This is a genomic window from Pseudovibrio exalbescens DSM 16456 (assembly GCF_000422785.1).
GTDB lineage: Bacteria > Pseudomonadota > Alphaproteobacteria > Rhizobiales > Stappiaceae > Pseudovibrio > Pseudovibrio exalbescens.
This window is the reverse complement of record NZ_KE383919.1, coordinates 159,180-173,441: the sequence shown is the minus strand read 5'-3', so window position 1 is coordinate 173,441 and position 14,262 is coordinate 159,180. Positions and strand designations below refer to the sequence as shown.

Annotated in this window: 12 protein-coding genes; 10 read left to right on the top strand and 2 right to left on the bottom strand. The window is 57.4% G+C overall.

Annotated features, from left to right (window positions below; translation table 11 throughout):
* Positions 1-813: 813 nt before the first annotated feature.
* On the bottom strand, positions 814-1,488 hold the full coding sequence (gene gph, locus G512_RS0117640) for a phosphoglycolate phosphatase (protein ID WP_028482851.1): 675 nt from the start codon (positions 1,486-1,488) through the stop codon (positions 814-816).
* A gap of 234 nt (positions 1,489-1,722) precedes the next feature.
* Between gph and rpiA the strand changes: the two genes are divergently transcribed.
* From rpiA to gltX, 9 genes are all read left to right on the top strand, one after another.
* A complete protein-coding gene (rpiA, locus tag G512_RS0117635) occupies positions 1,723-2,412 on the top strand; it encodes a ribose-5-phosphate isomerase RpiA (RefSeq protein ID WP_143181421.1) in 690 nt (229 codons plus the stop codon).
* Between the two features lie 59 nt (positions 2,413-2,471).
* Entirely contained in the window at positions 2,472-2,984 is a 513-nt protein-coding gene (locus G512_RS0117630; RefSeq protein ID WP_028482849.1) for a DUF2059 domain-containing protein, read from the top strand.
* Between the two features lie 140 nt (positions 2,985-3,124).
* Positions 3,125-4,507 carry a glutathione-disulfide reductase gene (gene gor, locus G512_RS0117625; RefSeq protein ID WP_028482848.1) on the top strand — a complete coding sequence of 461 codons (1,383 nt, stop codon included), beginning with the start codon at positions 3,125-3,127 and terminating at the stop codon, positions 4,505-4,507.
* A gap of 78 nt (positions 4,508-4,585) precedes the next feature.
* The gene (locus G512_RS0117620; protein ID WP_028482847.1) at positions 4,586-5,224 is read left to right on the top strand and encodes a hypothetical protein; all 639 of its coding nucleotides are present in this window, start codon (positions 4,586-4,588) and stop codon (positions 5,222-5,224) included.
* A 343-nt stretch (positions 5,225-5,567) separates the two neighbouring features.
* The gene (locus G512_RS0117615; RefSeq protein WP_028482846.1) at positions 5,568-6,944 is read left to right on the top strand and encodes a class II 3-deoxy-7-phosphoheptulonate synthase; all 1,377 of its coding nucleotides are present in this window, start codon (positions 5,568-5,570) and stop codon (positions 6,942-6,944) included.
* A 107-nt stretch (positions 6,945-7,051) separates the two neighbouring features.
* Complete coding sequence (locus tag G512_RS21685; protein ID WP_073833317.1) at positions 7,052-7,675, top strand: response regulator; 624 nt, start codon at positions 7,052-7,054, stop codon at positions 7,673-7,675.
* 102 nt (positions 7,676-7,777) lie between these two features.
* Positions 7,778-9,448 (top strand): NAD+ synthase, encoded by a 1,671-nt coding sequence (locus tag G512_RS0117605; RefSeq protein ID WP_028482845.1) that lies wholly within the window; start codon positions 7,778-7,780, stop codon positions 9,446-9,448.
* A 116-nt stretch (positions 9,449-9,564) separates the two neighbouring features.
* Positions 9,565-10,779 carry an MFS transporter gene (locus tag G512_RS0117600; RefSeq protein WP_081657545.1) on the top strand — a complete coding sequence of 405 codons (1,215 nt, stop codon included), beginning with the start codon at positions 9,565-9,567 and terminating at the stop codon, positions 10,777-10,779.
* Between the two features lie 142 nt (positions 10,780-10,921).
* Entirely contained in the window at positions 10,922-12,286 is a 1,365-nt protein-coding gene (gene gltX / locus G512_RS0117595) for a glutamate--tRNA ligase (protein WP_028482843.1), read from the top strand.
* Here the strand turns inward: gltX and G512_RS0117590 are convergent.
* Entirely contained in the window at positions 12,249-13,445 is a 1,197-nt protein-coding gene (locus G512_RS0117590; protein ID WP_162143391.1) for a DUF2865 domain-containing protein, read from the bottom strand. The two genes, gltX and G512_RS0117590, sit on opposite strands and share 38 nt — an antisense overlap.
* Positions 13,446-13,664: 219 nt before the next feature.
* Between G512_RS0117590 and G512_RS0117585 the strand changes: the two genes are divergently transcribed.
* Entirely contained in the window at positions 13,665-14,168 is a 504-nt protein-coding gene (locus G512_RS0117585; RefSeq protein WP_028482841.1) for a CreA family protein, read from the top strand.
* Positions 14,169-14,262: the final 94 nt, after the last annotated feature.

Below are 14,262 nucleotides of genomic sequence, written 5' to 3'. Positions count from 1 at the left end.
GACTTTGGCCCCGTGGCTTATGAGGGGCGGATTTTGTAGGGCAGAACCATCGCTGTCATCCCGGACAAGCGCAGCGCTGATCCGGGATCCAGAGTTGCCGGTGAGGGCGTGTGGATCAACTGCCCGCCTGGATCCCGCGTCAAGCGCGGGATGACGAATGTAGGGCAAAGCTTCGCTGTCGGGTCTCAAGGACGCTGGACGGCGACGCGGCCCGGCGAGGTTGCGGTGTCTGGCGTTCTCTATGGTCACCACTGCTCCGTACAGCTGTCATCCCGGACAAGCGCAGCGCTGATCCGGGATCCAGAGTTATTGGTGGGAGCGTGTGGACCAACTGCCCGCCTGGATCCCGCGTCAAGCGCGGGATGACGGTGGAGTGTGTGGATGGAGTTTTGGATCTCATTTTTTGGATGCCTGGTGTTTGTGAGACCTCCCGCTTCCGCCCCAGCCACCGGTGTCATCCCGGACAAGCGCAGCGCTGATCCGGGATCCAAAGTTATTGGTGAGGGCGTGTGGATCAACTTCCCGTCTGGATCCTGCGTCAAGCGCGGGATGACGAATGTAGGTCAAAGCCTCGCTGCCGAGTTTAAACGACGCTGGATAACCAGAGGTGGGGGAGGTGTCGCAATGAGCCTATGTATTTTTAGGGTACCGCCAGATTGGGATGAGGGGATGAGGCGGGGCCGAGCGTTACGGAATAGCCGCTGATGGGATGTGCTTCCACTTGGAAAACAGCGCGGGAAAAGAAAAGGGCCGCATCCACGCCACGCAGGGCGATGGATGCGGCCCGTCTTCAAGCCTGAAAAGACGCGATGATCAGGCTTTTTCCTGAACCTTCTCGATAGCGTCCTCCAACTCGTCGTAGTGAGAAATCACCACGTCCGGTCCGAGTTCGCTGACATGTACATCCGTGTAGCCAAAATCCACGGCAATAACAGGCAAGTTGGCGTTGCGTGCTGCCTGAATGTCCGCGCGGGAGTCGCCGACGAAGATCGAGCCTTCAGCGGTACCTCCGGCCATGTCGATGGCGCCAAACACCGGCATGGCGTCCGGCTTGTTCTTGGAGAAGGTGTCGCCGCCAACGACGGCATCGAACAGGTCATCCATTTCCAACGCCTTGACCAGCGGCATGGCCAGTTTGTGCAGCTTGTTGGTGCAGATGGCCGTCTTCCAGCCCTGTTCGCGCAAACGGCGGATCGTATCCAGAGCCCCCGGGAAGGGGTAGGAATGGTCTGCAATATGCGCTTCGTAGTAGCGGATGAACTTGGCCAGCAACGGATCGAGCACTTCATCAGTTGGCTCAACCTTGTTGGCCTTCAAGCCACGACTGATCAGTACCCGCACACCAGCGCCAACCATGGTGCGGACCCGCTCGGCTTCGATGGCTTCATAGCCTGCGTCCACAAGGACGTGATTCATCGATGCAGTCAGGTCACCCATTGTCTCGACAAGGGTGCCGTCCAGATCGAATACCAATACCGGTTTAGTCATAAAAAATGCTCGTTGTCGTTCCATTTGTCTGCGCCAACCTAGCCAAAGTTTATGACCTGTCAATTTGCAGTGAACGCGGATCACAGGGATTCTTTTCACGCTTGGCCGACCGGCATGGACATGTTAAGCAGCCCGTGGCAGGGCATGAGGCGGTGATATGAGACGGGAAAAACCGCTGCTGCGCAGCGATCGTCCTGCGATCATCGGCCGGAACGATTGGGAATGAACGCGCAAATGAGTGCAGCACTGAAAAGCGAGGCCGCAGCCGCGGCCTTGAAGGAAGTCCGGAACGGAATGCGGTTGGGCATCGGATCTGGCTCCACAGTCAACGAGTTGATCAAGCTTCTGGCAAAGGAAGTCGCGGCCGGGCTGGACATCATTGGTGTGCCGGCATCTGAAGCCAGCGCTCAGCTGTGCAATCAGCTTGGCGTGCCGCTGACCACGCTGGATGAAACCCCAGAGTTGGACCTGTGCATCGACGGTGCCGATGAAATTGCCAATGAGTTGGCCTTGATCAAGGGCGGCGGGGCTGCCCTGTTGCGCGAAAAAATCATCGCGACGGCCTCGGCGCGCATGGTGGTAATCGCAGATCGCAGCAAAGTTGTGGACACGCTGGGCAAATTTCCACTTCCTATTGAAGTTGTGCAGTTTGGCTTGGGCGCAACGCGAGTTAAACTGGAACAGCACCTGAAGACCAACGGACTGAGCGGCGAGTTGGTACTAAGAGGCGGGGCGGAAGCGCCCGTTGTAACAGATAACGGCAATTTCATCATCGACGCCCACTTGGGAACCATTCCGGATCCAGAGGCATTTGCCAAAGGCCTGAATGATATTCCGGGGGTTGTCGAAAATGGGCTCTTTATCAATCTCGCCATGCGCGCTTATGTTGCCGGCGATGACCGGGTCGAGATTATTGAGCGATAGTGCCCGGGTCCCAAGACCTGCGGATCAAGAATTCATTTTTGAGAGGGAGAGCTACGATTATGCTCGTTAAATCACTGAATGCGATTGGAAAGAGCCTTGCCGGAGCCGCACTGGCCATTGCGTTGTTGTCCGTGCCGTCTGTAGCTCAGGAAAGCTTTTCCGAAGCGCATCTGGATGCGGCCCGTGAAGCCATCATTGCGACTCGGTCCACTGAAGGCTTTGACAATATTTTGCCTGACGTTGCCGAGCGCACCCGCGCCCTGTTCATTCGCTCCAATCCGGCCATGACCGCCGAGATTGACCGGGTGGTGAATGAAGTGGCGCTGGAGCTGGCCTCCGAACGTCCGGAACTGGACAAGATCATCTATGAAGTTTGGGCACGTCGCTTCTCTGAGGAAGAACTGAAGCAGATTGCCGAGTTTTACAACACGGAAGCCGGGTCCAAACTGGCAAAGCTCGGCGGCCAGTTGAGCGCGCTTTCCATGGGTGCAGCGAAACAGTGGGGCGATGCCTTGAGCGAGCAGATGGTTGCCATTTCTCGCGAACGCCTGCAGCAGTTGGCAGTCGAATAAGCCACTACCTAGCGTAGAACGTATACACGGGCAGCTCGCGACTTGAAAAAACGCGGGCTGCCCTTATTTTTGTGGTGACACGCACGCAAGGCCGATGTCTTTGAGGACACGGCCTTTTCCATGAAAAAAGGCATTTGCCCATGTCCCAATACGATTATGACCTGTTCGTCATCGGCGCTGGCTCCGGTGGTGTGCGCGCAGCTCGAATTGCAGCGCAGCACGGTGCCCGCGTCGCGGTCGCCGAAGAATTCCGCTATGGGGGAACCTGCGTGATCCGCGGCTGTGTTCCCAAAAAGCTGTTTGTCTATGCCTCGAAATTCCCAAAGGAGTTTGAGGATGCGGCGGGCTACGGTTGGAACGTGAGTGAAAAGCCCAGCTTTGACTTCAACGCTCTTGTCGCAGCCAAGGACAAGGAAATCGAACGGCTGGAAGGCATTTACCGGCGCAATCTGGAAAAGGCCGGTGTGGAGCTTCACGATACAAGGGCTGTACTGGAAGGGCCCCACGAAGTGCGCCTGTTGGCTACCGGCAAGGTGGTGACGGCTGAACGCATCCTGATTGCAGTGGGCGCCAAGGCCAATATCGATCCCGGTTTGCCGGGAAGCGAGCATGTGATCACCTCCAACGAAGCTTTCCATCTGGACAAGCTGCCCAAAAGCATTCTCATCACGGGTGGGGGCTACATCGCAGTGGAGTTCGCCGGGATTTTCGCGGGCATGGGCGTGGATACCACGTTGATGTACCGGCGAGAACAGATCATGCGCGGTTTTGACGATGACCTGCGTGCAACGCTCCATCAGGAGATGGAAAAGAAAGGCATCAAGATCATCACCCAGGATACGGTCACACGGATCGACAAGGAAGGGGATGAGCTGCACGTGACGGCAAAGTCTGGCGCGCAGATGACCTTCGACAAGGTCATGTTTGCCATTGGTCGCAGCCCCAACACGGAAGGGTTGGGATTGGAAAAGGCTGGCGTCGTGATGGACGCAAGCGGCGCGATCAAGGTGAGTGCCGACAGCCAGACCAACGTGCCCAATATCTATGCCGTGGGGGATGTTACCAACCGAGCCAACCTGACGCCGGTTGCGCTGCGCGAAGGCCATGCCTTTGCCGACAGCGTCTACGGCAAGAAGGAATGGGTGGTTGATCACAGCCTGATCCCCACCGCCGTGTTCTCTCAGCCGGAAATCGGCACCGCCGGTCTCACTCAAGCCGAGGCGGAGCAAAAATACGACAATCTGGACATCTACAAGGCGACGTTCCGTCCGATGAAATACACATTGTCGGGACGGGACGAGAAAACGCTCCTGAAGATGATTGTGGATGCCGACACCGACAAGATCCTTGGTGTTCACATCATGGGCCCGGAATCCGGAGAGTTGATCCAGATGATTGGGGTGACAATGGTCATGGGCGCTACCAAGGCCGACTATGACCGCACCATTGCGGTACACCCAACTTCAGCCGAGGAGCTTGTGACCATGCGTGAACCCAGCGAGCGCATTCGCAAGAATGGCTAGGCGGCCGGATCACGAGAACCCATCAAGGGCGATCTGCGGGTCGCCCTTTTTAATGGAACCACCAGCGGGAAAACAAGAATGACGTGGGAAGACGAACAGATCAGCTACTTTGGCTATGGCTCTCTGGTCAATGAAGAAACGCTGCCCGAGGGAACCGTTGTCGTGCCTGGCTTGTTGCAAGGCTGGGTGCGTGAATGGCGCGGTTGTGCCAAGTGGCGTGAGAAGGAACAAGCGGGTATGGCCGGTGTCTGCGCGCTGACTGTACGCCCCAAGCAGGGGGCTGCGATCCGGGGCATGATGGTGCTGGATCGCAAGAAGAACCTGCCATGGCTGGACGACCGTGAATGGCACTACAATCGGAATACGCTGGAAGAGGGCAGCTTCACCCCGGATCAGGCGCAGTTCGTGCCCCATGACACCTTCATGTATTCGGTCAAGACCGAACACTATGAATGGGGCAATGAAGACCATCCCATTCTGTTAAGCTACCTGGACTGCGTGATTGCCGGGTTCCATCGGGTCTGGGGCGAGGCGGGGATCCGCCACTTTTTCGAAACAACGGAAGGCTGGTCTCAGGTGCCGGTGATGAACGATCGGGCGGCCCCGATCTACCCACGTGCCGTAACGATATCAACGGACTTGGCGGGGCGAGTTGATTCTCTTCTGGAACAGCATGGCGCCCGCATCTTGAATCGACACCTGAACAGTGCGGTCTAGTCGTCTGTTATGACTCACGATTTAACGTGGCGCAAAAAACTGTCTGTGAATACAGCGCTTGAGCATCGGGATTGGAACAATATTCCCTATTGAGTGCGCAAACAGTGACCCTGTGCCAACTTTGTAAAAGTCGGGGCAATATTCAGCCTTCGCCCTTTGATATATTGAGTTTACCTCACGCAAGGCGCAGAATCCGGCAGGTTTGGCCTCTGGCAATGCGTGTCACGGGCGTGTATAAGCCTCCCCGTATTTGCTCTTAGAGTTCAATACGAAACTTGTTTTGATGGGGGCCCTGCAAGAAGAAAATCGGGCCTCAATGCCGAAGACTATTGGAGTTAGTAAGATGGCGGAAAAGTGGACACCGGGTTCCTGGCGGTCAAAACCGATCGTGCAGATGCCGGACTATCCCGATAAGGAAGCACTGGCCGACGTAGAGCGTCGCCTTGCATCTTATCCGCCGCTCGTGTTTGCAGGCGAGGCGCGCAAGTTGAAAGCGCAGCTCGCCAATGTTGCCGAGGGGCGTGGTTTCCTCTTGCAAGGTGGTGATTGTGCGGAGAGCTTTGCGGAGCATCATCCCGATCACATCCGCGACTTTTTCCGTGTCTTTCTGCAGATGTCCGTCGTATTGACCTATGGAGCCAAGCAGCCGGTCGTCAAGGTGGGTCGCATTGCGGGTCAGTTTGCCAAGCCGCGCTCGTCGGACTTCGAGACCAAGGATGGTGTCACGCTGCCCAGCTACCGCGGTGACAACATCAACGACATCGCATTCACGGAAGAAGCCCGTACGCCTGACCCGCACCGTCAGGTCATGGCGTATCGTCAGTCCGCGGCAACGTTGAACCTGCTGCGTGCCTTTGCGCAGGGCGGGTTTGCCAATCTGGACCACGTGCACCAGTGGATGCTTGGGTTTGTGAAAGACAGCCCGCAGGGTCACCGTTATCAGGAAATTGCTGATCGCATTTCCGAGGCGCTGTCCTTCATGCAGGCTTGCGGGATCGATCCGGATACGGCGCCTCAGTTGCGTTCGACCGATTTCTTCACCAGCCATGAAGGCCTTCTTCTGGGCTATGAAGAAGCCTTGACACGTATCGATTCCACCAATGGTGAGCCATATGCCACCTCTGGTCACATGATCTGGATCGGGGATCGAACCCGCCAGCCAGACCATGCGCATGTGGAGTTTGCACGCGGTGTGAAAAACCCCATTGGCTTGAAATGTGGTCCATCCCTGTCCACCGATGGCCTGTTGGAGCTCATTGATATCCTCAACCCGGACAACGAGGCCGGACGCCTGACGTTGATTGCCCGCTTTGGTGCAGACAACGTGGAAGAGCACCTGCCCAAACTCATCCGGGCGGTGGAGCGGGAAGGCCGCAAGGTTGTCTGGTCTTGTGATCCCATGCATGGCAACACCGTTACCGCCAATGGCTACAAGACACGTCCGTTCGAGCGCGTGATGAAGGAAGTGGAAGCCTTCTTTGCCGTTCACCGGGCTGAAGGGACGCACGCAGGCGGTGTGCATGTGGAGATGACCGGCCGGAACGTGACCGAGTGCACGGGCGGGGCGCACAAGCTCTCCGCTGATGAACTGGGCGATCGCTATCACACCCACTGCGATCCGCGTCTGAATGCGGACCAGTCCATCGAACTGGCGTTCACCATTGCCGAAAACCTGCGCAAGCAGGGGGTGGTTGAGGAAAAGGCTGTAGCTGCCGAGTAAGCAACTACACGATTTTTCCCAAATTTTAAGGTGTGTTAAAGGGCCGCTAACGAGTGGCCCTTTATTTTATGCGAAATGCAACAATTGCCTCGCCGGGGAGATGTGGTGTGCGGCACAAGAAAGCTGCGTTGAGCAAATATTCCGTTCTGATTGCCGAGGGCAACAACTACATGCGCAGTTTGTTGCGCACGATGGTCTCGGGTTTCGGAGTGCGGCAGATTTATGAGGCACAGGACGGAGCTGATGCCATCGCCGTGGCGATTGACCGCCGCCCGGACCTCATCTTGTGCGAGTGGGTCATGCGTCCGCTTGATGGCGAGGACTTCCTGCGCATCCTGCGGGAGGATTCGGACCCGGAAGTCTCGCAGATTCCGGTAATCGTGATCAGCGCGGATGCCCGCCGCTCCGTCGTGCTCAATGCCATGCGCGCCGGTGTGAACCTTTTCTTGACCAAGCCGCTCTCGCCCGCTGTGCTGCAAGAACGCATGATCGCCCTTATGGAAGGGCACTACATTCGAAAAAAGCCAAAGTTGCACGAAAGCCCGTTGCAGGCCTCCCTGCAACAACATCTGCAGCGGTTGGAAGACGAGCGGCAGCAAAAGCTTGATCCCGATGCACCCGCGCCGCCCCAGCCTGCTCCCCAAAAGGGCAAGACGAGCGCGCCCGGCAAGAGCGCCAGCACAACCAAGGCGCAGGAAAAGGTGCCGTTTCGGCGTGGCAAATCCTCCTGAACAGGTCGGCGGTGGACGGTTCGAGCTAATTTGATTGTCTCGCCCGCCCAGAGCCGCTACACAGGGGAGACTACTTGAAAAAGGCTTAGCTCTAGTATCCCCATGATATCTGACAGTTTTCGCATCGCAGTCGTTCAGGCCAATCCCCGCTTGGGAGACATCGCTGGTAATGTGGCGCTGGCACGCACGTGCTACAGGCAGGCCGCTGAGCAGAATGCCGACCTCGTGCTGTTCTCGGAGTTGTTCATCTCCGGTTATCCGCCGGAAGACCTTGTTCTCAAACCGGCCTTCATGAAAGCCTGCAAGGCAGCACTTCATGAACTGGCGGCAGAAACCGCTGCCGAAGGGCCGGCCATGCTTATTGGTGTGCCGTGGGAACAGGACCATCAACGCTACAACGCTGTGGCCTACGTGGACGGCGGCAAGGTTGAAGCGCTGCGGTTCAAGGTGGATCTTCCCAACTACGGCGTGTTTGACGAAAAGCGGGTGTTCCATACCGGGCCACTGCCTGGGCCGATCAACTTCCGTGGTGTGCGTATTGGTGTGCCAATCTGCGAGGATGCGTGGGGCGATGAGGTATGCGAGTGCCTTGCGGAAACCGGCGCTGAACTGCTGCTGGTTCCAAACGGCTCTCCCTATAACAGGGGCAAGGCTGAAAAACGCTTGCAGATCATGGTGCAGCGCGTTGTCGAAACCAACCTGCCACTGATTTACTGCAACCAACTCGGCGGTCAGGATGAAGTCGTGTTCGACGGCGCTTCGTTTGCTTTGAACGCGGATCGTGTGTTGGCCATGCAGATGCCGCAGTTGGATGCGGCCATCGGCTATGTCGAATGTACGCGAACGGGCGACGGTACATGGAAGCTGGACAGCGCGGACATGAAGCACCTGCCTGAGCGGGATGAGGCAGACTGGAAAGCCTGCGTCATGGGCCTGCGTGACTACGTGGAAAAGAATGGCTTCAAGGGTGTTGTTCTTGGTCTTTCCGGCGGCATCGATAGTGCGATCTGCGCGGCGATGGCCGTGGATGCTCTTGGTGCAGAGCGGGTGCACTGCGTGATGCTCCCTTATCGGTATACCTCCGAGGAAAGCCTTGCGGATGCCAAGGCCTGCGCCGAAGCCCTCCGGGTGCGTTACGATATCGTGCCCATCGCAGAGCCGGTCGAGGGCTTCCACAGCGCTTTGGCCCCCATGTTTGAAGGCAGCGCACCGGGAATTACTGAGGAGAATCTGCAGTCGCGGACGCGCGGCACCATTCTCATGGCAATCTCCAACAAGTTTGGGGCCATGGTGGTGACGACCGGCAATAAATCCGAGATGTCTGTAGGCTATGCCACGTTGTATGGCGACATGAATGGCGGCTACAACCCCATCAAGGACCTTTACAAGACAGAGGTGTACCGGCTTTCGGCGTGGCGTAACACCCAAAGGCCGAGCGGGTGTCTTGGACCGGAAGGCGAGGTTATTCCGCGCAATATCATCACAAAGGCTCCCACGGCTGAGCTGCGTGAAAACCAGACCGACCAGGACAGCTTGCCCGAGTATGATGTGCTTGATGACATTTTGACCTGTCTGGTCGAAGAGGAAATGTCGGTTGATGCCATAGCCGCCCGCGGGCATGATGTGGAGACCATCCATCGCATCGAAAACCTGCTTTACATTGCTGAATACAAGCGGCGGCAAGCAGCACCCGGCGTGAAGGTCACGCAAAAGAATTTTGGCCGCGACCGCCGGTACCCCATAACCAATAGGTTCCGCGACCGCACGACCTGAGCAAGGTCGCTTAGTCTGTAATGAAAGGGTCGGGCAGGATCACCTGTCCGGCTTTCGTCTTTTAAGGGACCTGATCGATCAGTTTCCGCTAACCTCGGTACGTACTATTGAAATTCATGGAATTTTTCATCAGCAACGCTCGGTGGATACTGGGTGGCATGTTGCTCGGGTTTGGCTCCAGTTTTGGACAAACGTTCTTCATTGCTCAGTTTTCTGCGGAGTTGCGCGCAGCTTATGGCTTGTCTCACGGCGAGTTCGGCTCTCTCTACATGGCCGCGACACTGGCCAGTGCCTTCTGCTTCATTTGGGTCGGCAAGATCGTTGACTATGTACCAACCGTCGTCGTGGGGTGCGGCGCGCTGATCGTGCTGGCCGGCTTTACGTTCTTCATGGCATGGCAGGACAGCGTGATCATGCTCGGGCTGTGTCTGTTCGGACTGCGGCTGTTCGGGCAAGGCAGCCTGCCTCACATTTCCCAGACAGCGATGGCGCGATGGTTCAACGCCTCACGTGGCAAAGCACTCAGTCTGGCGAATTTCGGCAACATGCTGGGGGAAGCAATGCTGCCGCTGGTTGCCGTGGCGCTGATGGCGGCGTTGGGCTGGCGCAATCTCTGGCTGTTGGCCGGTGCATCACTCTTGCTCGGATTCCTGCCGATTTCCTATTTGTTGTTGCGCAAGGATCGTAGTCCGCAAAACCCCAGTGCCACCGAGATGGCGCGGGGCCCGGTGACCAGTTGGCAGCGCGGGCAGGTGATAAGAGACTGGCGGTTCTGGTTGGCCATGGCGGCGGCCATTGCCGTTCCCACCTTCATGACAGGTGTCATGTTTCATCAGGTTCAGTTGATGGAGGCAAAAGGGTGGGCGCGCACTACGATACCGGCACTGCTGCCGCTATATGCGGGGCTGGGCGCCGTGTTTTCGTTGAGCGCAGGCGCGTTGATCGATCGGTTCTCGGCAGCGGCGCTGTTGCCGATGATGATCATCCCGTTGGGGTGTGGCCTTTTGGCTCTGTCGGCCATTGAGGCGGAAAGCCTCGTTTTCCTGGCCATGGTTTGCTTCGCCTTGTCCATGGGGTGTTGGGGCGCGGTGATGTCCGCCTATCTGGCTGAAACGTTCGGCACGATGTATCTTGGCGGCATTCGTGCCGTTTATACGGCACTTGTGGTGTTTGGATCGGCCATGGCTCCCGGTGTCATGGGCTTGCTGGTGGACTACGGTGTATCTTTGTCCGAGCAGTTCATCTACTGCGCCGTGTATTGCTTTGCCTTGAGTTTGGCGCTTTACCTCATGCGCGGGGCCATGCAGGCCCAGAAGGAACCGGCAACCTGAGGTGAGGCTGACCCCGGTCCCGCCGAAAGGCCGGGGTTGGTCCAATTCACAGTGCGCAACCGGGCAAAGGGCGGTTGACCCTGCCGGGCCAACCGGCTACCGGAAAAGCACCAATTTCGTGTTTCCTGAAAAAGGATCAGTCATGACAGTAACCGTCCGCTTTGCGCCATCGCCAACCGGCCGCATTCACATCGGAAATGTGCGCCCCGCTCTGTTCAACTGGCTTTATGCTCAAAAGCAAGGTGGATCGTTCATCCTGCGGTTTGATGATACCGACCGGGAACGTTCGACGCAGGAATATGCCGATTCCATTCTTGAGGATCTGACATGGCTGGGCATTAAACCGAACCGGATAGAGCGCCAGTCCGACCGGTTTGCCCTGTATGATGCAGCGGCCGAAAAGCTGAAAGAAGCCGGACTGCTTTATGCCTGTTATGAAACGGCAGAAGAACTGGAACGCCGCCGCAACCGGGCGCGGGCGCTGGGCAAGCCGCCGGTATATGACCGGGCCGGCCTGAAATATACCGATGAGCAGCTTGAAAAGTTCAAGGAAGAGGGACGTGTCCCGCATTGGCGCTTCAAGCTGCCCAACCACAAGGACGGAGACCCGTTTTCTTTCGAACGCACCGAAGTGCATTGGGATGATGTTATTCGGGGACGCCAGACCGTGGATCTGGCGTCGCTGTCAGACCCGGTTCTGATCCGCGGTGATGGCACTTATCTTTATACTCTGCCGTCCATAGTCGATGACGCGGACATGGGGGTAACTCATGTCATTCGCGGTGAAGACCATGTGGCCAATACCGGCGTTCAGATTGCCATTTTCGAGGCGCTGGGTGCCAATGTGCCCATGTTCGGTCACCATAACCTTTTGACAACCGCAAGCGGCGAAGGTTTGTCCAAGCGCACCGGCGCGTTGTCCATTTCTTCCTTGCGCGAGGCCGGGTATGAGCCAATGGCTGTGTGCTCGCTGGCGGTGCTGACCGGTACATCCCATGCGGTGGAGCCGGCAGCCGATCTCGACGCGCTGGCAGACATGATCGACTTTACGGGGATCTCCAAGTCGGCAGCCAAGTTCGATCCTGAAGAGGTGGGGCACCTGTCCGCTCGCATCGTGCACGGTCTGCCTTACGATCAGGTCGCTGCTCGTCTGGATGCGCTGGGCATTCAAGCATCGGAAGCTTTCTGGAACGCGGTCAAGGAAAACTGCAATACGGTCAAGGACGCAGCGCAGTGGTGGCCCGTGGTGACAGGACCCGTGACGCCGGATATTGCTGATGAGGATCGCGAGTTCATCAGTCAAGCACGTGATCTGCTACCAGAAGAGCCGTGGGATGAAACCACGTGGGGTGTCTGGACCAAAGCCGTGAAAGATGCCACCGGGCGCAAGGGCAAGGGGCTGTTCATGCCGCTGCGCAGGGCTTTGACAGGCCTGACCCATGGGCCAGACCTGAAGTCATTGCTGCCGCTTATTGGTCGGCAAAAAACTTTGGACCGACTTGCCTGACCGGACCGGTCTTGGGAGCAACTTTTCTCGGCGCGGGACGTTCGTTCCGCGCCGTTTCATTTTGGCTGTGCGGAGTGGTCGTCTGTGTCGCGACTGACTCCGAGGCAGTGCCTTGATTCTCTACTTCATCCTGCTGACTCTGCGTTGCCAGATCCTTGGCCCCGCTCTCTTGAATCTCTTTGTCAGCGGTTGGCGCATCAAACAGAGTTTTGGGTAGGTGCTCGCCGGTGGCAGGCACACTGCCAGAAGAAAAGTCTGGCGCTGCGGAGGTGCCATCTAGTGGCGGCAGGCTGGCTTCCTGAATGTCCTCGGCCTTCGGCAAGTTCATGGACCCGTTGCAAGTACAAGACGCCGCGCTGCCTTCCTTGAAGCTGTAGGCCGTTGGCAACGCCGTGTAAGGGGTGCCGCCGGGGGTGCGCAGCTGGTCAATGCCTTCTTGCGGCCCATGAATGTAAAGCTGCGTTTCTGTGCCCGGACACATGGTCTGGCACAGGGCAACATCTTCATCCAGATGCGCCTGAGGGGTGGCCTTGCTTACCGGGAAATAATAGCCGTCGCAGGTGCGCACGCAGTAACTGGTATATAGCTGGCCGCCGTCCTGTTGCCGCACGGTCGCCGAGGACCGGCTGGGCTGGGGAGAAAGCGGCTGAACGTCCGGGCGCATGTAGGAAGGGCGCTCGTCAATTGGCACGCTGTGTTGAGGTGCGCCGACAGGGGGGAGCTGACTTCCGGGGACCTGATAGCCCCGATCGGTTGGATTGCTGTTTGCCTCATAAACTTGCGGTGGCGTGGCGGGGGCCCGTCCACTACAGTTCAGATCGATCAGGGACTGGCGCACGGCTTCAAGGCGCGCCTGCACCGAGCCGCTACGCACGGCGCGATCACGTTCATCTTCAAGATAATCAAGATTGGCCTGCATATCTGCAAGGCGTGCGGCCAAGGCATTGCATTGTTGGGCGGGCGCGTACTCGCTGCCACATCCCAGCCGCTGCGCCTTCTGGCGGGTTAGGCGGATTGTTTCAATTTGCTGGGCATACGCCCCAGAGAGCGCCGAGCGCTGTGGTCGCGAGTCGGCCTGTTTGCTTAGCCGAACGAACTCGGCCTCAAGTGTACTGCAGGCCTGCGGACGTGCCGTTGCCGCTGGGGCAAGAAACGTCACTGCCACTCCAACTGAAAACACGAAATTGGCAACTTTTCCAAACACGATGTGGACCTTGGTTTGTATTCTATAATCATGGAATTGGGCGTGGTATGCGCCCATAACACTGGCAATACTGTGACCAGTGGCCGAAAATCTCAGTTTTTTGGAACCGCCCTTTGGGAACCCTACGGGAATCCTTATATCAGGTTCCGGTGTGTTTTAAGGAGTAAACCTTTTATGAAGATTGCCTCTATTTCCATTCTTGCTTTTGGACTGGCGCTTTCCCCCGCCTTGGCGCAGGAGCCGGACCTGATTTTCAAGAAGTCGACTGTATGGAAGTTCATGAGCCCGGACCACAAACTTGCAACCTATGCCATTGACGACCCACTGGTGAAAGGTGTGGCCTGTCACTTCACGGTGCCCGAAAAGGGTGGGTTCAGCGGAATGCTGGGACTAGCCGAAGAAGTCTCGGACATTTCGTTGGCATGCCGTCAGGTTGGCCCCATCGAGTTTACCGAGAAGTTCGAGCAGGGCGATGAAATGTACCGTGAAAGCCGGTCGATCTTCTTCAAGAAGATGCGCATCGTTCGCGGTTGTGATGCCAAGCGCAACACGCTGGTCTATCTGGTCTATTCCGACAAACTGGTAGAGGGCAGCCCGAAAAACTCCACCTCTACGGTGCCTATCATGCCGTGGGGCGACAATCCGGCGCCCCAATGCGGTGACTATATGGAGAGTTAAACGCCTGCTGCCATCAAAACAGTGGCGAGCATGACGACCGGGCTGGCAATCAGCGTGGCAAGAGCGACGGAACCGAAGAAAATCCGTGTCATGG